Source organism: Rhizobium sp. N324 (genome assembly GCF_001664485.1).
GTDB lineage: Bacteria > Pseudomonadota > Alphaproteobacteria > Rhizobiales > Rhizobiaceae > Rhizobium.
In genome coordinates, this window is sequence record NZ_CP013630.1 from 391,204 (window position 1) to 410,671 (window position 19,468).

The 19,468-nt window shown below is 63.3% G+C and carries 17 protein-coding genes; 5 read left to right on the forward strand and 12 right to left on the reverse strand.

Going from position 1 to position 19,468, the window contains the following annotated elements:
• Window positions 1-43: 43 nt before the first annotated feature.
• From AMK05_RS01915 to ubiE, 8 genes are all read right to left on the reverse strand, one after another.
• Window positions 44-1,705 (reverse strand): urocanate hydratase, encoded by a 1,662-nt coding sequence (locus tag AMK05_RS01915; protein WP_064836047.1) that lies wholly within the window; start codon window positions 1,703-1,705, stop codon window positions 44-46.
• Between the two features lie 238 nt (window positions 1,706-1,943).
• Window positions 1,944-2,273: a TfoX/Sxy family protein gene (locus tag AMK05_RS01920; protein ID WP_064836049.1), complete on the reverse strand. Its 330-nt coding sequence runs from the start codon at window positions 2,271-2,273 to the stop codon at window positions 1,944-1,946.
• 3 nt (window positions 2,274-2,276) lie between these two features.
• A complete protein-coding gene (locus AMK05_RS01925; RefSeq protein WP_064836051.1) occupies window positions 2,277-3,374 on the reverse strand; it encodes a DUF917 domain-containing protein in 1,098 nt (365 codons plus the stop codon).
• The gene (locus tag AMK05_RS01930) at window positions 3,355-4,635 is read right to left on the reverse strand and encodes a Zn-dependent hydrolase (protein ID WP_064836053.1); all 1,281 of its coding nucleotides are present in this window, start codon (window positions 4,633-4,635) and stop codon (window positions 3,355-3,357) included. Before AMK05_RS01930 ends, AMK05_RS01925 begins: the two co-directional genes overlap by 20 nt.
• A complete protein-coding gene (locus tag AMK05_RS01935; protein WP_064836055.1) occupies window positions 4,632-6,011 on the reverse strand; it encodes a dihydroorotase in 1,380 nt (459 codons plus the stop codon). The genes AMK05_RS01930 and AMK05_RS01935 overlap by 4 nt, the downstream gene beginning before the upstream one ends.
• 23 nt (window positions 6,012-6,034) lie before the next feature.
• Complete coding sequence (locus AMK05_RS01940; protein WP_064836057.1) at window positions 6,035-7,621, reverse strand: aromatic amino acid lyase; 1,587 nt, start codon at window positions 7,619-7,621, stop codon at window positions 6,035-6,037.
• 200 nt (window positions 7,622-7,821) lie between these two features.
• The gene (gene ubiB / locus AMK05_RS01945; RefSeq protein ID WP_064836059.1) at window positions 7,822-9,396 is read right to left on the reverse strand and encodes a 2-polyprenylphenol 6-hydroxylase; all 1,575 of its coding nucleotides are present in this window, start codon (window positions 9,394-9,396) and stop codon (window positions 7,822-7,824) included.
• 51 nt (window positions 9,397-9,447) lie between these two features.
• Window positions 9,448-10,224 carry a bifunctional demethylmenaquinone methyltransferase/2-methoxy-6-polyprenyl-1,4-benzoquinol methylase UbiE gene (ubiE, locus tag AMK05_RS01950; RefSeq protein WP_064836061.1) on the reverse strand — a complete coding sequence of 259 codons (777 nt, stop codon included), beginning with the start codon at window positions 10,222-10,224 and terminating at the stop codon, window positions 9,448-9,450.
• Window positions 10,225-10,373: 149 nt separating this feature from the next.
• Here ubiE and mutM point away from each other — a divergent pair, with 149 nt between their 5' ends.
• The 5 genes from mutM (at window position 10,374) to AMK05_RS01975 (ending at window position 16,228) form a co-directional block, all read left to right on the forward strand.
• A complete protein-coding gene (gene mutM / locus AMK05_RS01955) occupies window positions 10,374-11,279 on the forward strand; it encodes a bifunctional DNA-formamidopyrimidine glycosylase/DNA-(apurinic or apyrimidinic site) lyase (protein ID WP_064836063.1) in 906 nt (301 codons plus the stop codon).
• A 20-nt stretch (window positions 11,280-11,299) separates the two neighbouring features.
• Complete coding sequence (locus AMK05_RS01960; RefSeq protein WP_064836065.1) at window positions 11,300-12,073, forward strand: enoyl-CoA hydratase; 774 nt, start codon at window positions 11,300-11,302, stop codon at window positions 12,071-12,073.
• Between the two features lie 192 nt (window positions 12,074-12,265).
• Window positions 12,266-12,544, forward strand: coding sequence for a 30S ribosomal protein S20 (gene rpsT / locus AMK05_RS01965; RefSeq protein ID WP_008524652.1), 279 nt, complete (start codon window positions 12,266-12,268; stop codon window positions 12,542-12,544).
• Between the two features lie 857 nt (window positions 12,545-13,401).
• The gene (gene dnaA, locus AMK05_RS01970; protein WP_064841238.1) at window positions 13,402-14,952 is read left to right on the forward strand and encodes a chromosomal replication initiator protein DnaA; all 1,551 of its coding nucleotides are present in this window, start codon (window positions 13,402-13,404) and stop codon (window positions 14,950-14,952) included.
• Between the two features lie 163 nt (window positions 14,953-15,115).
• Window positions 15,116-16,228, forward strand: a complete 1,113-nt coding sequence (locus AMK05_RS01975; protein ID WP_064836067.1) for a saccharopine dehydrogenase family protein — start codon at window positions 15,116-15,118, stop codon at window positions 16,226-16,228.
• Window positions 16,229-16,362: 134 nt separating this feature from the next.
• Here AMK05_RS01975 and hemW read toward each other — a convergent pair whose 3' ends face one another.
• From hemW to rph, 4 genes are read right to left on the reverse strand one after another with little or no spacing between them, the layout of a single operon-like run.
• On the reverse strand, window positions 16,363-17,565 hold the full coding sequence (hemW, locus tag AMK05_RS01980; protein WP_064836069.1) for a radical SAM family heme chaperone HemW: 1,203 nt from the start codon (window positions 17,563-17,565) through the stop codon (window positions 16,363-16,365).
• A 9-nt stretch (window positions 17,566-17,574) separates the two neighbouring features.
• A complete protein-coding gene (rdgB, locus tag AMK05_RS01985) occupies window positions 17,575-18,219 on the reverse strand; it encodes an RdgB/HAM1 family non-canonical purine NTP pyrophosphatase (protein WP_064836071.1) in 645 nt (214 codons plus the stop codon).
• Window positions 18,220-18,645 (reverse strand): VOC family protein, encoded by a 426-nt coding sequence (locus AMK05_RS01990; protein ID WP_064836073.1) that lies wholly within the window; start codon window positions 18,643-18,645, stop codon window positions 18,220-18,222. It lies immediately after the preceding gene.
• Entirely contained in the window at window positions 18,642-19,361 is a 720-nt protein-coding gene (gene rph, locus AMK05_RS01995) for a ribonuclease PH (protein ID WP_049730714.1), read from the reverse strand. Before rph ends, AMK05_RS01990 begins: the two co-directional genes overlap by 4 nt.
• Window positions 19,362-19,468: the final 107 nt, after the last annotated feature.

The window sequence follows — 19,468 nt, forward strand, 5'->3', positions numbered from 1 at the left end:
TCCTGGTGGGTATGACAACAGTCTATAGCAAGTCGAGAACTGTTCAACCAAGCCGGATATAGGGCACATCCTTCTTCGCCACTTCATCAAGCGCCTCCTCATAACCGGCATCGGCATACCGCATGACGCCGAGGGCGGTGTCGTTGGTCAGCGCGTGGTCGAGCCGCTCATCGGCGGCATCGCTGCCGTCGGCGACGACGGTGACGCCGCAGCTCGTCATGTAGCCGGCATAACCGCCGCCGCCGGAATGGACGACGACGAGATCGGCCATCGACGAGCAGAGCATCATCGCATCGATCAGCGGCCAGTCGGCGATCGCATCCGAGCCGTCCTTCATCCGCTCGGTCATGATATTCGGATGCGCCATGGCGCCGGCATCGAGATGGTCGCGGGAAAAGGCGATGGGGCCTTTGAGCTCGCCGCCTAGGACCAGCGCGTTGACGCGCCGCGCCAGCATCGTGCGTTCGCCGTGGCCGAGCCAAGCGATGCGGGCCGGCAGCCCCTCGAAGGGAACATGCTCGCGCGCCAGACGGATCCAGTTGGTGATGATCCTGTTGTCGGGGAAGAGTTCGAGCAACAGGTCGTCGATGCGGGCGATATCGCTCTCCGCGCCCGAGAGCGCCATCCAGCGGAACGGGCCGATCGCCCGGGCAAACAGCGGCCTCAGATAGGCTTCGGTGAAGATCGGAATGTCGAAGGCATTGGCGACGCCGCCCTCTTTCGCCTGGGTGCGGATGAGATTGCCATTGTCGAAGACTTCCGCGCCGCGCTTCTGGAATTCCAGCATCGCCGTCACATGCTCGACGATCGAGGCGCGGCTTGCCGCCATCAACTGCCCCTGGCCGTCGTCGCGCAGCCCTTTGACCTGATCGAGGCTCATGCCCTTCGGCACATAGCCGTAGACGAGGTCGTGCGCCGAGGTCTGGTCGGTGACGATATCGGGCACGATGCCGCGCCGGGCGATTTCGGGATAGACCTCCGCCGCATTGCCGACCAGCCCGACGGAAAGCGCCCGCTTCTCCTTGACCGCTGCATCGATCATCTGAAGGGCGGTATCGAGATCGGGGGCGATTTCCTGGAGATAACCGATCTGCTGGCGCTTGCGGGCCCGTTCCGGGTCGATATCGACACAGAGGATCGCAGCCCCCGCCATGCGGCCGGCGAGCGGCTGTGCCCCGCCCATGCCGCCGAGGCCGGCCGTCAGCACGAACCGGCCGGCAAGATCGCCGCCGAAGCGCCGCTCGGCAATGCGCATGAAGATCTCGTAGGTCCCCTGGATGACGCCCTGGCTGCCGATATATTGCCAGGCGCCGGCCGTCAGTCCGCCCCAGCAGATCAGTCCCATGCGCTGCAGCTCGTAGAACACCTCGGCCTTCGCCCATTGCCCGACGATATTGCAGTTCGCCATGATGACGAGCGGCGCCTTGGCGTGCGTCCGCACCAGCCCGATCGGCTTGCCGGACTGGATGAGCAGCGTCTGGTCCTCTTCCATCTCGGTCAGCGCCTTGACGATGCCCTTGTGCGCCGCCCAGCTGCGCGCCGCCTTGCCGAGTGCGGCATAGACGATCAGGTTTTCGGGATCCTCGCCGACGGACAGCACGTTTTCGAGCAACCGCAGCAGCGCTTCCTGCCGCCAGCCCTTGGCGCGCAAGTCCGGTCCGCCGGGAATCGGAAATTTCGGATGACGTGGATTGGCCTTCGGCATCGGGGGTTCCTTTTTGCGTCTCTGCTCTTTCTCTTCTCCCCGGTGGGGGTCCGAAGGACGGGTCGAGACCTGTGGCTCGACCCCGGTAGGTGGCCCGAAGGGTCGGATGAGGGGGCCACACGGTACAACATTCATTGCCCTTCGCTTGCGCTCAGTCACTCGCGGCTTCGCCGCTCGCCCCCTCATCTGTCCTTCGGACATCTTCTCCCCGCTGGGGAGAAGGGGAAAAGCTCAGTCTTTACTTCTCCGGCAGCGATTCCACATAGGCAAGCGCTGCATCGAGCAAACGCCGTCTCAGCCGATCGTCGCCATAAACCTCGGCGGTGGCCCGCACCCAGCCCTGCATCACCCGCTCGCCCGACAGCATCTGGATCACACCGGGCAGGGCCAGCGCCCAGCCGTCATTGCCTCTGCCGAGGCGGATCAGCATGCCGTCATGACGGGCGCCGCAAAGAAGATTGCCATTCAGCAGGAAGGCCCGACCGCCGAACATCGATTTTTCGGCAAGGCCCGGCCGGTCGCCGAGTTCCTCGCGCAGCAATTCTTCGAGGCCGGGATCGCGCGTCATGGTTCAGGCCTTCGTTTCCAAAGCGTAGCGGGCGATCTCGATCCCCATCGCCTTTTCGACGACGGGATAGACGGTGGGATCGAGCACGCTTGCCGACAGCGGTATGAGGTCCTTCGGCACATGCAGGATGAAGACGGACATGCCCTCCTGCAGCTGGCCGACGCTGAGCGGCTCCCCCTCCGGCGACAGCGTGGTGATCACCGCTGGGAAGGTCGCAAGCCGGCCGCCACCCGCATCGTCGACCGCCATATATTCGTTCATCACATGCAGCGTCACCGACTTTTCGCCCGTGCCGACGGTGACCGTGCCGATATCGAAAGCTTCCCTGGTGTAGACGACGTCCTTTCGAGATATGACGCCCTCGGCGAGGATATGCCCGCCCGTTGTCTTGCAGATGGCGTCGATCACAGCAGATCCGCCGCGTTTCTCCGCCGCGATGATCGCCTCGCCGAGCGCAAGCGCCATCGAGATGCCCCCGAGTGCTGCATGGCTGCGGACATAGGACGCGCGCAGCGGATTGCGGCAGCTGGCGATAAAACCGCCGGATTGGTCGGCGGCCGCGCGCAGCACCGGCGAAATCTTCGCCGTCGCCCCCTTCACCACCAGTTCGATATAGCGGTTCTCGGCGCGATTGCCGCCGACGGCGGTCTGGATCATTTGCTCGGGTGAACCGGCCATGCCGATCGAGCCCATGTCGCCGGTGGGATGGGCGCGGATATCGCCGACCGCGTCGACTACCTTGGTGCCGAGGATCGCCGAGGGCAGCCAGCCGTTCAGCGTCGAGGATTTGCCGTTCTGGCCGATGATCAGCCCGGAAAGCCTTTCACCCAGCGCCTCCTGCAAGAGCTGCACCGCCTTCACATAATCGATGCCCTGCATTTCCCAGGGCGTGGTGGAGGCGGGGGCGCCGATGGCGGCAGCGGTAGCAACCCAGTCCTCGTCCTGCAGTTCGTCGATCGAGACCAGCTCCGGCTTGCCGACATTGACGGCCGCAAGCCCGAGCATCCGCCCATGATCGGCCCAGCCGCCGCCGCCGGCGGCATAGACGGAGCCGCCCTTGACGGCGGCTTCGACGTCTTTCTCAACCAGTATGCGTCTCATCAGCCTTCTCCCGCTTCAAATCCTTGTCCATCTCGCGCACCGCTTCGAACAGCACGGAGGCACCGAGCGCGATATCGTCATTCTCGGCCCATTCGTCGGGGCAATGGCTTCGGCCTTCCCGGCAGGGCACGAAGATCATCGCCGCCGGCGCCACCTTGGCGATCCAGGCCGTATCGTGCCCCGCGCCGGACGCCATGCGTCGATATTTGGCACCAACACGGACGCAGGCAGCTTCGAGCGTCGAAAGCAGCCCGGCATCGTCGGGCGTCGGCAGATTGTCGGATACCCGGTTCGGCGCCGCGATCGTCACGCCATAGGCGTCCGCGAGCTTCTCGACATGGCCGTCGAGCCAGCGGCAGAAAGCTTCCATATCGTCGCGGATTTCGGCGCGGCCGTCGATCAGCAGCACCACTTTCGACGGTACGACATTGGCGGCATTCGGCTCGATCCGGAATTCCCCGACGGTCGCTGCGAAGTGGCCCGGCATCTTGGCAAGCTCGGCGGCGGCGTTGCGGATGTCGAGCACCAGCTGGGCGGCCGCCACCAGCGCATCCGCCCGCCGGTCCATCGGCGTCGTGCCGGCATGGTCGGCCCGGCCCTCGACGGTGATCTCGATGCGGGTGATGCCGGAGATCGCGGTGACGATGCCGATATCCTCCCGTTCGGCTTCGAGCACCGGCCCCTGCTCGATGTGTAGCTCGAGGAAGCCTGCCAGATCGGGCCGCTTCTGCTGTGCCAGCACGTCTGGACTTCCCCCCACCTCGGCGATGCCTTCGGCCAGGTCGCGCCCGTCGCTGACGCGCGAAAGCCAGGCCTCCGGCAATTGCCCGGTCATCCCGCGGCTGCCGATGCAGGAGACACCGAAGATGCTAACCTCCTCGGCGAGGAAGTCGACCACTTCGAGATCGTGGTCGAGTTCGATCGCCTTGTCGCTCAGTGCGCGCGCCACCTCAAGCGCCGAGATCACCCCGGCAATGCCGTCGAAACGGCCGCCGTCCGGCACCGTGTCGGAATGCGAACCGAGCATGATCGTGCCGAGCCAGGGTTTGCGGCCGGTGCGCCGGCCGATCAGATTGCCGGCGGCATCGATCCGCGTTTGCAATCCGGCGGCCTTCATCCGCGCTTCGATATAGGCCCGGCCTTCGAGAAAGAGCGGCGTGAAGGCCCGCCGCGTCCAGGGATGGCCGGGCTCGGTAATTGCGGCGAGCGCCTCGATATCCGCGGCGATCCGGCCGGCATCGACGGGCAGATTGCGGCTCATGCGGGCGCTCCGGCAACGACCTGGCGCGGCAGCGGCCTTACGAACCGGCCGGTGCCGGGTTCGGCCAGCACCTTGCCGCCCTCGGCGATCTTCTCGCCTCTGAGATAGGTGGTCGCAACGGTCCACGGCAGGCGGATGCCGTTATAGGGGCTCCAGCCGACGACGTTGTTGCCGCTTGCGGCGGCGTCATAGACGCTGTCCCGCGGTTCCAGCACGATGATATCGGCATCCTTGCCAGGGGTCAGCGCCCCCTTGATATGGTCGAGCCGGAAATGCCTGGCCGGATTTTCCGCCATCAGCTTCGCCGCCCATGTCAGCGGAATGCCGCGCTCCCTGGCGCCTTTGACGAAAAGCGGCACCATTACCTCCAGACCCGGAACGCCGGAGGCGTTGGCGAGCATGTCGGGATTGGTCTTGCGGTTCTCCGACCAGCTGACGTGATCGGTCGAGACCAGCCAGACATCGCCGTCGGCCACCTTCCGCCAGAGCCTCTCCACCTCGGCGCGCGGCCGCAGGGGCGGATTGATCTTCGCCTTGCCGCCGAGGCGCTTCACGTCGTTCTCTTCGTCGAGCGTCAGATAATGGATGCAGCATTCGACCGTCGCGGCAAAACCGTCACGTCGATAGGCGCGGGCGATGTCATAGCCGCGCCCGAGCGAGCAGTGCACCACATGGGCCGGGCAGCCGGTCGCAACCCCTGTCTCGAAGATCGTATGCATCGCCAGCAGTTCGGTGATCGGCGGTCGTGACAGGCCATGCGCCCGCCAGTCGGTGATGCCGCTCGCCTTTACCGCAGCCATGTAGCTGCGCACCGCCTCGTCATCCTCATTGTGCACGCCCGCCGTCAGCCCCGTCGGCGCGATCGCCGCAAAGCAGGCGTCGAGCAGGGCCGGCGGAATGCGCGGGAAACGCTTGGGATCGGTGCCGAAGGTCGAGAATTTGAAGGCGGCAACGCCTGCCGCGACCATCTCGCCGATCCGCGCCGGGCCTTCTTCCGGATCGACCGTGCCGTAAAGCGCGAAGTCGACACGCGCCTGCTGCCCGGCATGGTCGATCTTGCGTTTGACCGCCGCCGCCGAGCAGACGAGATCGCCCTCGTCATAAGGCATATCGACGATCGTTGTTACGCCACCGGCCGCCGCCGAACGCGTCGACCAGATGAAATCCTCCTGATCCTTCTGGGAAAGCGAGTGCACCTGGGCGTCGATCGCACCGGGCAGGATCAGCGCTTTGCCGAGCAGATGCCGTTCACGCGCCGCAGGCGGCACGCCGAGGCCGACCTCGGCGATCTTGCCGTCACGGGTGGCGACATAGCCTTCCTCGAGAATGCGGTCCGGCAGCACCACCGTGCCCTGCAGAACGAGATCGAAGTCCATGACGCTTCCTCCCTAAGCTGAGTTCAGAGTGCCTGCGGCTCGTGGCGGGGCAGCCGCTCCTCGATATGCTCCAGCGATCCGAGCGCAAAGAAATCGTCGAAGGAGGCGATCGGAACCTGCTCGGTCAGCCTCGAGAGGAAGTCGTCCGAACCGAGTTCCTCTTCGATCGCCTCGACCTCGGCCGAAAGCGGCCTGTCCACGATATAGAAATCCGCATGTTTGCGCACGACCTCGTAGAGCATGGCGGCGACGCCCTGCGGTTCATCGCCGAGAATGTCTATCGCCTGGGCCGAGAGCAGCGCCTCCAGCGCCGCCAGACGCTTCAGCGCCTGCATCTGCCGTTCGAAGCGCTCGATGACCAGCGGCAAGAAGGCCGCCTCGTCCTCCAGCCCGGCTGCCACCACCAGCGACTGCGCCGACACCGGATTGGACATCGACAGCACGCGCGAAAAAATCTCGCCGGCAAGCTTGATGATCGGCCCGAAACCGGTGGCGATCCGTCCCGGCGGCACCAGATTGACCGGCAGGTCGCGCCGCTGGCCGTTGCCGAGAATGACGCAGCGGTTGAAGGCATTGCGCGCCGCATGCGCCATGCAGAGTGCGGCCGATTCCAAGAGGATCGTCACATCGAGCGGCAGCGAACCGCCCGAGGTCATCACCCGGCCTTCGACCACGACGGGATTGTCGTCCGAACGGCCGGTGGCGGCAAGGATCTTATGGCCCGTTGACAGCAGGTTTTCGATCACCGCGCCGAACACCTGGGCAATCATGCGCAGGCTGAGCGGATCCTGCACATGCGTCGCGACGGGCCAGTTCCAGTCGTCGGAGGCATTGCAGAGCCAGGCGCCGATCAGCGCCTCACGCGCCGTGCCGACATGGCGGACCGCCTTCCAGGGATCGCGGGAGGCGCCGAGCGCGCCGGCCGCCATCATCGCCGTCGCCAGCAGGATGCGGATCGAGGCGGCGGCATCGCGTGTCGTTTCCGCAGCCGCGGCAAAGCTCACCGCATTGATGCTGAGCGAGGCGAGGCTGTCGCGCGGCGCCATCCGCACCGGCTGCAGCCCGGCCGCCCGGAAAGCCTCAGCCGCTTGCATCCGGTTGCCGCGATAGACCGCTTCGCCGACGCCGGTCAGCACCGCGCCGATCTGCCCCATCAGGCCGATATCCGCACAGCCGATCGAGCCGGTGCGGCGTACGACCGGAATGAGATCGGCGTCCAGCATGGTGATATAGGCCTCGATCAGCTCCGGCGTGCAGCCGACCTGGCCGGTCAGCGCCGTATTGACGCGGATCGCCATGGCGTTGCGCACGACATTGCAGGAAAACGGCGTGCCGGTACCGAAATGATGGGCGCGCACCAGGCCGAGATTGAAGGTGTCGAGTTCGTCGGCCGACCACTCCACATCCTTCATGGCGCCGACGCCGGTTGTCGAGCCGTAGACCGGCATGCCTGAAGCAATCGCATCCTCGACGATCTCGCGGGCAATGGCGATGCGGGCCATGCCGGTCGCCGAAGCCGAAATCCTCGCCTTGCCCGCACCGATCGCCGCCATCTCGGCAAAACCGAGCGGCCGTCCGGAAAGTTCGATGCCAGGGCGTTCGTGCTGCATGTGCCAGATCTCCTAGAACAGGATGATTTTAGGCCGGTCCGGCCGAAAATCTGAATCCTGTTCTACATTAAAGAGTCAGAGCATGATGTCGCCCGAAAACCGCTCACACTTTTCGGCATCATGCTCTAACGGTGAGACTAAGCGGCTCCTCCGTCACATGGGATATCCTAAATGCCGAACACAGCATGTTTACGGACGGATCAGCTCAGCATCCAGGCAATATAGAGAAGCGTCAATGCGATGATCCACAGCGCAATCCTGGCCGAACGGTTATGCCGCGCCTCGGCCTTGCCGATTGCCTCTGCCGTCTGTTCGTCGAACCGTAAGCCGTGTTCGCTCATATACAGAAGCTGGTGATGGAATTTTTCGGTCTTCGCCGCGATTTCCGGCACGGCTTCGGCAAGCTTCACCGCCGCCTTCAGCCCATCCTTGAGATCGGTGGCGATCCGCTTTGGCCCGAGATTGGTGCGGATCCAGTCGCCGACGACGGGTTCGGAGGCCTTCCACATGTTGAAGCGCGGGTTGAGCATGCGCGATACGCCTTCGACCACGACCATGGTCTTCTGCAGCATCACCAGCTCCGGCCGCGTCGCCATGTCGAAGAGTTCGGTCACTTCGAAAAGCAGCGTCAAAAGCTTGCCCATCGAGATCGTCTCGGCAGGCTGCCCATGGATCGGCTCGCCGATCGCCCGGATTGCCTGGGCGAAACTCTCGACATTGTGGTGGCCGGGCACATAGCCCGCCTCGAAATGCACCTCGGCCACACGGATGTAATCGCGGGTGATGAAGCCGTAGAGGATTTCGGCGAGGAACCGCCGCTCTTTTTTGCCGAGCCGTCCGACAATACCCATGTCGACGGCGACGATCATGCCGCCCGCATCGACGAAGAGATTGCCCGGATGCATGTCGGCATGGAAGAAGCCGTCGCGTAGCGTATGGCGCAGGAAGGACTGGATCAGCGTATCAGCAAGCAGGTTGAGATCGTGGCCGGCCGCGCGCAGCCCCTCGACGTCGGACATGCGTGTGCCGTCGATCCACTCCATGGTGATGACGTCGCGCCCCGTTCGCTCCCAGTCGACCTTCGGCACGCGGAAGCCGGGATCTCTCTCGGTATTCTCGGCGATCTCGGAAAGGGCGGCCGCCTCCAGGCGGAGATCCATCTCCATCTTTGTCGTCTGTTCCAGCGTCTTCGTCACCTCGACCGGCCGCAGCCGCCGGCTCGAAGGCAGGAAGCGCTCCTGCATATGGGCGACGAGATACATCGCCTCGATGTCATGGGCAAAACGCTGGCGCACGCCCGGCCGCACGATCTTGACGGCGACCTTCTTGCGGCCTTCCGGTGTCTCGACCTCGGCCGGATGCACCTGGGCGATCGAGGCCGCGGCGATCGGCTCGTCGAAGCTCGCATAGAGTTCGCCGATCGGCCGCCCGAGCGAGCCTTCGATATTGGCCTTGGCGGCAGCCGAGGGAAAGAAGGCCATCCGGTCCTGCAGTTGCGACAGGTCGTTGGCGAATTCGACGCCGACGACATCCGGCCGTGTCGCCAGGAACTGGCCGATTTTCACATAGGAGGGGCCGAGTCGCTCGACGGCGTGCGCCAACCGGTCGCTGCGCTTCTGGTGCCGCGCCTTGCTTCGCTCGAAGATCGTCACGAAGGATTTGGCGAGCGCCACCGGAGGCGGCAGCCCTTCGGAAGGCAGAGCCGAGACGACGCCTTCGCGCACGAGCACCCAGCCGACGCGCCAAAGGCGGAAATAGGCCCCGAAAGTGCTCATGCCACAGTGCCCCGCAGAGGGAGGTTTGTCTTTTTTTCTTCCCTCATTCCCTCAGAGCTTCCAGCCCGAATGTAGCGCGGCGATGCCGCCGGTATAATTGGTGTAGCTGACGCGCGAAAAGCCGGCCTGGCGGATCATTGCCGCGAAATTCTCCTGGTTCGGGAATTTGCGGATCGATTCCACCAGATACTGGTAGGGTTCGGCCTCGCCGGTGATCGCCTTGCCGAATTGCGGAATGGCATTGAACGACCAGGCGTCATAAATCTTGTCGAGAAGCGGCATGTCGACTTCGGAAAATTCGAGCACCAGCAGCCGGCCGCCGCGCTTCAAGACGCGATAGGCCTCCGACAGTGCGACATCGATCCGCGGCACGTTGCGGATGCCGAAGGCGATCGTATAGGCGTCGAAGCTGGCGGCCTCGAAGGGCAGTTCCTCGGCATTCGCCTCGACGAAGGTGAGATTGCCGGAAAGCTTCTTCTTTTCCGCCCGCTCGGCGCCGACGCCGAGCATCGAGCCGTTGATATCGAGCACGGTCGCATGCGCCTGCCGGCCCGAAGCCTCGACGATGCGGAAGGCGATGTCGCCGGTGCCGCCGGCAACGTCGAGCACCTTGTAGCCCGGCTCCTTGCGCGGGTTCAGCGCCGAAATCATCGCATCCTTCCAGGCGCGGTGCATGCCCATCGACATGACGTCGTTCATGATGTCGTAGCGTTTGGCGACCTTGTGGAACACCTGGTTGACGAGGCCCTGCTTCTCGCCGTCAGACACCTCGCGGAAGCCGTAGGAGGTCTCCATGCCGCCATCGGCGGAAGTGCGGCTTTCTGACATCAGACTGCTCCGTTCCTTGATATTCAGCCGCGCAGGCCATAGCGAAAGACCGCGCGCGACGTTATCACTGGGCCACGCTCTCCGCGGACCACTGGCGCTATAGCGCACATCGTCCTCGGTTGAAACACGTTAGATACAGATGGGTTAAGATGCCGGAATTGCCAGAAGTCGAAACGGTAAAACGCGGCCTGGCGCCGGCGATGGAGGGGGCTCGCGTCGCCAGGCTGGAGCTGCGCCGCGGCGATCTGCGCTTTCCCTTTCCGGAGGCTTTCGCCGACAGGGTTTCCGGCCGCACCATCGTCGGGCTTGGGCGGCGCGCCAAATATCTGCTGGTCGACCTCGACGACGGCAACACGCTGATTTCGCATCTCGGCATGTCCGGCTCTTTTCGCATCGAGGAGGGGGGCGTCGAGGAAGGCGCCGGAGCCGCCACGTCTGGCGAATTTTACCATGCGCGCTCGAAGGACGAGAAGCACGATCATGTCGTCTTTCATCTGGAAGGGGCAAGCGGCCCGCGCCGCGTCGTCTATAACGACCCGCGCCGTTTCGGCTTCATGGATATGGTCGAGCGCGCCGATCTCGCCGCCCATCCCTTCTTCCGCGATCTCGGGCCGGAGCCGACCGGAAACGAGCTTGGCGCCGCCGATCTCGCCGAGCGCTTCCGCAACAAGGCGCAGCCATTGAAGAGTGCGCTGCTCGATCAGAAGAACATTGCCGGTCTCGGCAATATATATGTCTGCGAGGCGCTGTGGCGCGCGCATCTTTCGCCGGTCCGCGCCGCCGGCACGCTGGTGACCGCAGGCGGTAAGCCGAAGCAGCAGCTCGACCTGCTCGTCGCCTCGATCCGCGACGTCATCGCCGATGCCATCGCCGCCGGAGGATCGTCGCTGCGCGATCATATCCAGACCGACGGATCGCTCGGCTATTTCCAGCATTCCTTCTCCGTCTATGATCGCGAAGGTGAGGCTTGCCGCACGCCCGGCTGCGGCGGTACGGTCGCCCGCATCGTCCAGGCGGGCCGCTCCACCTTCTATTGCGCCACCTGCCAGAAGTAAGCGAAAACCGGGAGAACAGCATGGCCTATGAGACCCTGATCGTCGAAACCCGAGGCAATGTCGGCCTCGTCACGCTGAACCGACCGCAGGCGCTGAACGCGCTGAATTCCACCGTCCTGAAGGAGTTGAAGGAGGCCTATGCCGCCTTCCACGCCGACGAGGCGGTCGGCGCGATCGTCATCACCGGTTCGGAACGCGCCTTTGCCGCCGGTGCCGATATCAAGGAGATGCAGGCGCTTCAGTTCGCCGATATCTATAAGAGCGATTTCATCAGCGGCTGGGATGAGGTCGCCAAGGCCCGCAAGCCGGTGATTGCCGCCGTCAGCGGTTTTGCGCTCGGTGGCGGCTGCGAACTGGCCATGATGTGCGATTTCATCATCGCCTCGGAGACGGCGAAGTTCGGCCAGCCGGAAATCACCCTCGGCGTCATTCCCGGCATGGGCGGCTCGCAGCGGCTGACGCGCGCCGTCGGCAAGGCGAAGGCAATGGATCTCGTCCTCACCGGCCGGATGATGGATGCCGCCGAAGCGGAGCGGTCGGGACTCGTTTCGCGTGTGGTGGCGCCCGAGCGTCTGATCGAGGAAGCTCTCGCCGCGGCCGAAAAGATCGCCTCGCTGTCGCAGCCCTCGGTGATGATGGCCAAGGAGGCGGTCAACCGCGCCTTCGAGACGACGCTGGAGGAGGGGCTCCGCTTCGAGCGCCGGCTGTTTCACAGCCTCTTTGCCACCGACGACCAGAAGGAAGGCATGGCGGCCTTCGTCGAAAAGCGCAAACCGGCTTTTAAGCACCGTTGAATGCTTTTCAGCATTTGCCGGTGGCAAAGCGTGAAAATCCGCGTTGACGTGGGCCGGCTTTAGAGTTATATGCCCGCCCACGGTTCGGAAAGCCGGTTTGGTTTTCCGCGATTGCTCCCGCATTGCTGGATTTTGTGGCCGCAGGGCCCGCGGTAATGGCGGAGTTTGTTCGAATTCTTGAGAGAGGCATCCATGGCCAATACAACTTCGGCGAAAAAAGCGACCCGCAAGATCGCCCGCCGTACCGACGTCAATAAGGCTCGTCGCTCGCGCGTTCGTACTTTCGTTCGCCAGGTCGAAGAGGCCATCGCATCCGGTGACGCCGACAAGGCGAAGGCCGCTTTCCTGGCCGCTCAGCCCGAGCTTGCCCGCGCCGCCAGCAAGGGTGTGCTGCACTCCAACACGGCATCCCGCAAGGTTTCGCGCCTGGCCGCTCGTGTGAAGGCTCTTTCGGTTAGCGCGACCGCGTAATCTTCCGTTAACGACTTCATCTTTATGATTAGCCCGGTAATTTTACCGGGCTTTTTCGATTCCGCCGATCGGCCCCTGTATGGTTAATCCTGCGACTGTTTCGTGTCAGTGCCATGACAGGAAAAAGCATTCAGAAACAAAGACTTGCGCAAGGATGCTTTCACGCCGCGCGACTCTGCCCCGACCTTCCGGGACCAGGGGGGAGTCAAGAAGATTTTTATTTTTTTTCTTTCCATGCGTGTCAAAATAGCCCGAACGGGGAATCTCCTTGATTCAAAAGCGATTCTTTTTTGACGCTGGTGTGACGCCCGAAAACGGCCCCCGGAGTCAATGCCCGCTTCTTAATTTTGCGTAAAATTCATCGTTGATATTGCCTTTTGATCCTGCCTAAATGGCTTTCAACAAAGGGCGCGGACATCACCTGCAGAGGCTCGGTCTTAACTGCCACGTCGGCAGGGCGATAAGTTTGTGCCATTTGTTACGGAGCCTTGCGCTTCCGTTTTTTCAAGCACTCGACGGATTTGGGCCGTAACGTGGCTGTTACGGGCAGGGATGTTTTGTGCCTTCAGTGGCCACACGTTTAAGGCGAGGCCGCCGGAGAAGGTTAAAGTGATATTGCGTTCGGGCTGATCGGTCGAAAACGAGGATCGACCGCTGGCCTGGCACGGAAAGCCGATGAAGGTTGCCGCATGAATGCGGTTCCTGCAACGGCGTTTTGTGCCGGTCCCTTCGGGGGCAGTGTTTGAGTGAACCGGCAGGTAAGCGGCTTCATGAGGATGCCGTCGGCCCGCCAAAGCGGGGAATAATCGGGCGGCTATTTTAGCGGAAGCCGCCCGGTGGAATTGAAAGGCGGCATTATGCAGATGAATACGATGACGACGGGCGGGCTCGACAATGGGGATGTGGCACCGCAGGCGTTTGGCTCCATTCGCCTCGAAGTGGGAGAAGCACAGGCGGAAATGAAGCACGGCATCTTGTTTGAGCGCGTCAGCGCGCGCTTGAAGGCCCAAGTCGGTCCTGACGTCTATGCCAGCTGGTTCGCCCGGCTGAAGCTGCATTCGGTATCGAAGAGCGTGGTTCGCCTGTCGGTTCCCACCACCTTCCTGAAGTCGTGGATCAACAATCGTTATCTCGATCTCATCACCGGCCTGTTCCAGGCCGAGGATCCGGAAATTCTGAAGATCGAAGTCCTGGTGCGCACGGCGACGCGCAGCGGCACGAAGGCGCTCGATGAGGCGGTCCAGCCCGAGCCGGTCGTTGCCCCCCAGGCGCGCCGCCCCGCAAGCGCCCAGCCGGCCGGCCAGGCCGTCCAGCAGGCGGTTTCCTCAGTTGCTGCGGCAAGGCCCGCAAGCTTTGGTTCGCCGCTCTTCGGTTCGCCGCTCGACAGCCGCTTCACCTTCGACACCTTCGTCGAAGGCAGCTCGAACCGCGTCGCGCTTGCGGCTGCGAAGACGATCGCCGAAGCCGGTTCCGGCGCCGTGCGCTTCAATCCGCTGTTCATCCATTCGGCGGTCGGCCTCGGCAAGACCCACCTGCTGCAGGCGATCGCCAATGCAGCGGTGCAGAACCCGCGGGCGCTGCGCGTCGTCTATCTCACCGCCGAATATTTCATGTGGCGCTTCGCCACCGCGATCCGTGACAATGACGCGCTGACGCTGAAGGATTCGCTGCGCAATATCGATCTCCTGATCATCGACGACATGCAGTTCCTGCAGGGCAAGATGATCCAGCATGAATTCTGCCATCTGCTCAACATGCTGCTCGACAGCGCCAAGCAGGTGGTCGTCGCCGCCGATCGCGCCCCCTGGGAGCTGGAATCGCTCGATCCCCGCGTCCGCTCGCGCCTGCAGGGCGGCGTCGCGATCGAATTCGACGCACCGGATTACGAGATGCGTCTCGAAATCCTCAAGCGCCGCCTGGCGGCCGCCCGGCTCGAAGATCCGTCGCTCGAAATTCCGGCCGACCTGCTGCAGCACGTCGCCCGCAACATCACGGCCAGCGGCCGCGAACTCGAAGGCGCCTTCAATCAGCTGGTCTTCCGGCGCTCCTTCGAGCCGAACCTGTCGATCGAGCGCGTCGACGAACTGCTGGCCCATCTGGTCGGCTCCGGCGAGCCCCGCCGCGTGCGCATCGAGGATATCCAGCGCATCGTCGCCAGGCACTACAATGTCTCGCGCCAGGAACTGGTCTCGAACCGCCGCACCCGCGTCATCGTCAAACCGCGCCAGATCGCCATGTATCTGTCGAAGACGCTGACGCCGCGCTCCTTCCCCGAGATCGGCCGCCGTTTCGGCGGGCGCGATCACACGACCGTGCTGCACGCCGTGCGCAAGATCGAAGAGCTGATTTCCGGAGACACCAAGCTGTCGCACGAGGTCGAGCTTCTGAAGCGGCTGATCAACGAATAACCATCCGATTTTCGCAAAGTTTTGACGGCTGGAAGCGATTCCGGCCGTTTTGCTTTATGAGCTTTTTATTCTATACCTCCGGCCGTCCCCTGCATGTCCGATTTGGAGCGGCGTGCATCGGACAAAGACTGAAGCGCCGGGAGGGCGCATGGGAGGATAATCAATGAGTTTTAGAAAGATCGCCGTTCTCGGCCTCGGCAAGGTCGGACGGCTGGCGGCCACGCTTTTGCATGAGGGCGGTTTCGAGGTCATCGGCGTCGATGCGCAGCTGCCGCTGAGCGACGTTCCCTTCAAGTGCCGGGCCGGCGATATTGCCGACGTCCAAGTGGTCGGCGAACTGCTGTCGAATGTCGAGGCGGTGCTTTCCTGCCTGCCTTACCATCTGAACATCGAATTGGCGCGCGCCGCCCATCTCGCCGGGATTCATTATTTCGACCTGACCGAAGACGTTCCCACCACCAATTTCATCATCGAACTGTCGAAGACCGCCCGCGGCCTGATGGCGCCGCAATGCGGCCTGGCACCGGGTTTCGTCGGCATCGTCGGCGCCAGCCTGGCCGACGGCTTCGAGCGCTGCCGGTCGATCCGCATGCGCGTCGGCGCCCTGCCGCAGCATCCGACCGGGCTGCTGGGTTATGCTTTCAACTGGTCGCCGGAAGGTGTCGTCAACGAATATCTGAACGATTGCGAGGTCATCGAGGGTGGGGTGCGCAAGCTCGTCTCGCCGATGGAATGGCACGAGACCGTCTATGTCGGCGGCGTCAAGCTCGAAGCCTTCACCACCTCGGGCGGCCTCGGCACCATGTGCGACACCATGCTCGGCAAGATCGACAATCTCGATTACAAGACCATGCGTTATCCCGGCCATATGGAGCTGATGAACTTCTTCTTCCACGAGCTTTTGATGCGCGACAAGCGCAAGCTTGCCGGCGAGATCCTGACCAATGCCAAGCCGCCTGTTGAAGACGATGTCGTCTATGTCCATGTCGCCGCCGAAGGCACGGAGAACGGCAGCCTGCGCCGCAAGGAGTTCGTGCGCGCCTATTACCCGATCGAGATTGCCGGCGCCCGCCGCACGGCGATCGCCTGGACGACCTCGGCCTCCGTCGTTGCCGTCATCGAGATGGTCCGCGACGGCCTGCTGCCGGCCACCGGCTTCCTGCACCAGGAGCATATTCCGCTGGAGATGTTCCTGAAGACGCCGACCGGCGGCCTGTTCAAGGCGGGCGCCACTACAGCGCCGCGCGTCTCTTCAGACGCGCAAAGGACGCTGTAGCACTTTGAATTGCTGCATAATTTTATCCTTAAAGTCGATTTCGATTTAAGGAATTATGCAGGGCCACGGCTGAGAATATTTTCCGGTGCGGCGGTAAGGTTATCGCCGCGCCGGAAACAATCCGTTATCCGATGTCAGCAGGCGAGATCGGCGACGACGGAATCGAGGATCAGCATGCCCGCCGGCGTGCAGCGCAGCCGCGAATTGCCGATCCGCTCGATGAATTTGTGTTCGAGCAGGAATTCCTCGCGTTTCGGGTCGAGGTCGCGGCCGGAAAGCTGCTGCCAGCGGGCAAGGTCGACGCCTTCCCTGAGCCGCAGCCCCATTAGCAGCAATTCGTCGGACTGTTCCTCGTAGCCGAGCCGCTCCTCGTCGAGAATGCCGTGGCCGTCGCGCTCGACCATGTCGAGCCAGGCTTCCGGCTTGCGCTCGGTCGCCGTCGCGATCTTTTCCGGCCCGCGCGTCAGCCGGCCATGCGCGCCCGGGCCGATGCCGGCATAATCGCCATAGCGCCAATAGGTCAGATTGTGCCGGCTTTCCGCACCCGGCCGGGCATGGTTGGAAACCTCATAGGCGGGCATGCCCTCGCGCGCGGTGATCTCCTGCGTCGCCTCGTAGAGCACGGCCGATTGCTCGCCATCCGGCACGATCAGCTTGCCTGATTTGTGCAGGCCATAGAAGGGCGTGCCCTCCTCGATGGTCAGCTGATAGAGCGAAAGATGATCGACCGCGTAGGAGATCGCTTGCCTCAGCTCTTTTTCCCATTGCTCGACCGTCTGATCCGGCCGGGCATAGATCAGGTCGAAAGACATGCGCGGAAAAATGTCGCGCGCCAGCCGGATCGCCTTCAGCGCATCGGCGACATCATGCAGCCGGCCGAGGAATTTCAGGTCCCGATCATCAAGCGCCTGCACGCCGAGCGAGACGCGGTTGACGCCGGCCGCCCGATAGCCGCGGAAGCGCTCGGCCTCGACGCTCGAAGGGTTGGCCTCCATGGTGATCTCGATACCATCGGGCACGTGCCAGTGCCGGGCAATGCCGTCGAGAATTGAAGACACCGTTGCCGGATTCATCAGCGACGGCGTGCCGCCGCCGAGGAAGATGCTGGTCACCGTCTTCGGCCCGCTCATCGCCCGCACCGCCGCCATCTCCTTCAGGAAGGCAGCGGTAAAGCGCTCCTGGTCCACCGGCTGGTGGCGCACATGGCTGTTGAAATCGCAATAGGGACACTTCGCCGCGCAGAAGGGCCAATGCACATAGACGCCGAAGCCGGGCTCGCCGGTATCGGGCAGCAGCGCCGCGTCGCGCGAGGGGCTTGGAGTGTCGAAATTGTCCACGTAGCGACCTTATGCCTCCAGGCAGGTTTCGACAAAGAGTTTGAAGGCGCGCGCCCGGTGCGACAGCGCCTGCGGCTTGCCGATGTTCCAGCCGTGTTTTTCCTCGCTGCTCATTTCCCCGAAGGTGATGTCGTAACCCTCTGGCTGGAAGACCGGATCGTAGCCGAAGCCCTGGGTGCCGCGTGGCGGCCAAGCGACGCTGCCCTCCACCTCGCCACGAAACAGTTCCGTGTGGCCGTCCGGCCAGGCAAGGCAGAGCACGCTGACGAAACGCGCGGTACGCTGTTCAGGCTTGGTCGCGCCCGCATCCTGCAGCGCCTTTTCCACCTTCGCCATCGCCATGTCGAAATCGCGCGTGCCGTCCGATGTCTCCGCCCAATTGGCGGTGTAGACGCCGGGATCGCCGTCAAGCGCGTCGACCACCAGTCCGGAATCGTCCGAAAGCGCCGGCATGCCGGCTGTTTTGGCGGAGGCCACCGCCTTGATCGTCGCATTCTCCTCGAAGCTGGTGCCGGTTTCGTCAGGTTCGACGAAATTCAGCTCGGCTGCCGATTTGGCGGTGAAGCCGAGCGGTCCGATCAATTCCTGGATCTCGCGGATCTTGCCGGCATTGTGGCTGGCGACGACGATGGTCTTCGTTTCGAGCTTGCGCATTCAGATATCCTGTTCGATGCCCCAGATTTTAGCCTCCGCGCATTCCAGGCTGTTGCCGGCGGGATCGCGGAAATAGATCGAGCGGCCGCCATTCGGCCAATGCACCTCGGATTCGATCGCCACACGGGCCGCTTTCAGTCGTTCGGCCATCGCATCGATGTTGCGACCGGAGACCCTGAAGCAGGCATGGCCCGCTCCGGTCGTGCCATGCGGCGGCACCTGCAGCGCGTCGGGCGCCGGTGGTTTGACCGTTTCCTCGGGATTGAAGATCAGCAGAACGCCGGGGCCGCAGCGGAAGAAGACATGCCGGTTGGCGGCGCGGGTGATCTTTTCGAGTCCGAGAACGTTCTCGTAGAACGCCTCGGCCTCATCGAGATCGCGCGCATAGAGCGCCGTTTCCAACATGCCTTCCAGCATGGGGTTCATCCCGCAATTGCCTGTTTCTGCAGGGCGACGAGTTCGCCGATGCCGTTCTTGGCAAGACCCATCAGCGAGGTGAATTCCTCTTCGCTAAACGGCGTGCCTTCGGCCGTGCCCTGGATCTCGACGATCCCGCCGGTGCCGGTCATGACGAAGTTGGCGTCGGTCTCGGCCGAGGAATCCTCGAGGTAATCGAGATCGATCACCGGCTGGCTGGCGAAGACGCCACAGGAAATGGCGGCGACATGATCCTTCAGGACCCGGTCGACCTTGATCATGTTGCGGCTTTCCATCCATTTCAGGCAGTCGTAAAGCGCAATCCAGCCGCCGGTGATCGAGGCTGTCCGCGTGCCGCCATCGGCCTGGATGACGTCGCAATCAAGGGTGATCTGGCGTTCGCCGAGCGCCTGCAGATCGACGACGGCGCGCAGCGACCGGCCGATCAGCCGCTGGATCTCCTGCGTGCGGCCGCCCTGCTTGCCGGCCGCCGCCTCACGCTTCATGCGCTCGCCGGTCGCCCGCGGCAGCATGCCGTATTCGGCCGTGACCCAGCCCTTGCCGGTATTGCGCAGCCATGGCGGCGTCTTTTCTTCGAGGCTGGCCGTGCAGAGCACATGCGTATCGCCGAATTTCACCAGGCAGGAGCCTTCCGCATGCTTGGAAAAATTGCGCTCGAATGAGACCTTGCGCATCTGGTCGATTTTTCTGCCTGAAGGCCGCATTCTTATCTCCTGGGGTTTGTTGACCGCTTCTACGATTGGCGGCGCCCATTTGCAAATTCCCTTTTGCCACGGCTGCGAGTTTGACTTACTTTTCGGGAAGTATCATC

Bases quoted from the DNA above. Each gene is read 5' to 3' on its own strand.
- AMK05_RS01915 (WP_064836047.1), bottom strand. From the start codon at position 1,705: ATGCCGAAGGCCAATCCACGTCATCCGAAATTTCCGATTCCCGGCGGA.
- AMK05_RS01920 (WP_064836049.1), bottom strand. From the start codon at position 2,273: ATGACGCGCGATCCCGGCCTCGAAGAATTGCTGCGCGAGGAACTCGGC.
- AMK05_RS01925 (WP_064836051.1), bottom strand. From the start codon at position 3,374: ATGAGACGCATACTGGTTGAGAAAGACGTCGAAGCCGCCGTCAAGGGC.
- AMK05_RS01930 (WP_064836053.1), bottom strand. From the start codon at position 4,635: ATGAGCCGCAATCTGCCCGTCGATGCCGGCCGGATCGCCGCGGATATC.
- AMK05_RS01935 (WP_064836055.1), bottom strand. From the start codon at position 6,011: ATGGACTTCGATCTCGTTCTGCAGGGCACGGTGGTGCTGCCGGACCGC.
- AMK05_RS01940 (WP_064836057.1), bottom strand. From the start codon at position 7,621: ATGCAGCACGAACGCCCTGGCATCGAACTTTCCGGACGGCCGCTCGGT.
- ubiB (WP_064836059.1), bottom strand. From the start codon at position 9,396: ATGAGCACTTTCGGGGCCTATTTCCGCCTTTGGCGCGTCGGCTGGGTG.
- ubiE (WP_064836061.1), bottom strand. From the start codon at position 10,224: ATGTCAGAAAGCCGCACTTCCGCCGATGGCGGCATGGAGACCTCCTAC.
- mutM (WP_064836063.1), top strand. From the start codon at position 10,374: ATGCCGGAATTGCCAGAAGTCGAAACGGTAAAACGCGGCCTGGCGCCG.
- AMK05_RS01960 (WP_064836065.1), top strand. From the start codon at position 11,300: ATGGCCTATGAGACCCTGATCGTCGAAACCCGAGGCAATGTCGGCCTC.
- rpsT (WP_008524652.1), top strand. From the start codon at position 12,266: ATGGCCAATACAACTTCGGCGAAAAAAGCGACCCGCAAGATCGCCCGC.
- dnaA (WP_064841238.1), top strand. From the start codon at position 13,402: ATGCAGATGAATACGATGACGACGGGCGGGCTCGACAATGGGGATGTG.
- AMK05_RS01975 (WP_064836067.1), top strand. From the start codon at position 15,116: ATGAGTTTTAGAAAGATCGCCGTTCTCGGCCTCGGCAAGGTCGGACGG.
- rdgB (WP_064836071.1), bottom strand. From the start codon at position 18,219: ATGCGCAAGCTCGAAACGAAGACCATCGTCGTCGCCAGCCACAATGCC.
- AMK05_RS01990 (WP_064836073.1), bottom strand. From the start codon at position 18,645: ATGAACCCCATGCTGGAAGGCATGTTGGAAACGGCGCTCTATGCGCGC.
- rph (WP_049730714.1), bottom strand. From the start codon at position 19,361: ATGCGGCCTTCAGGCAGAAAAATCGACCAGATGCGCAAGGTCTCATTC.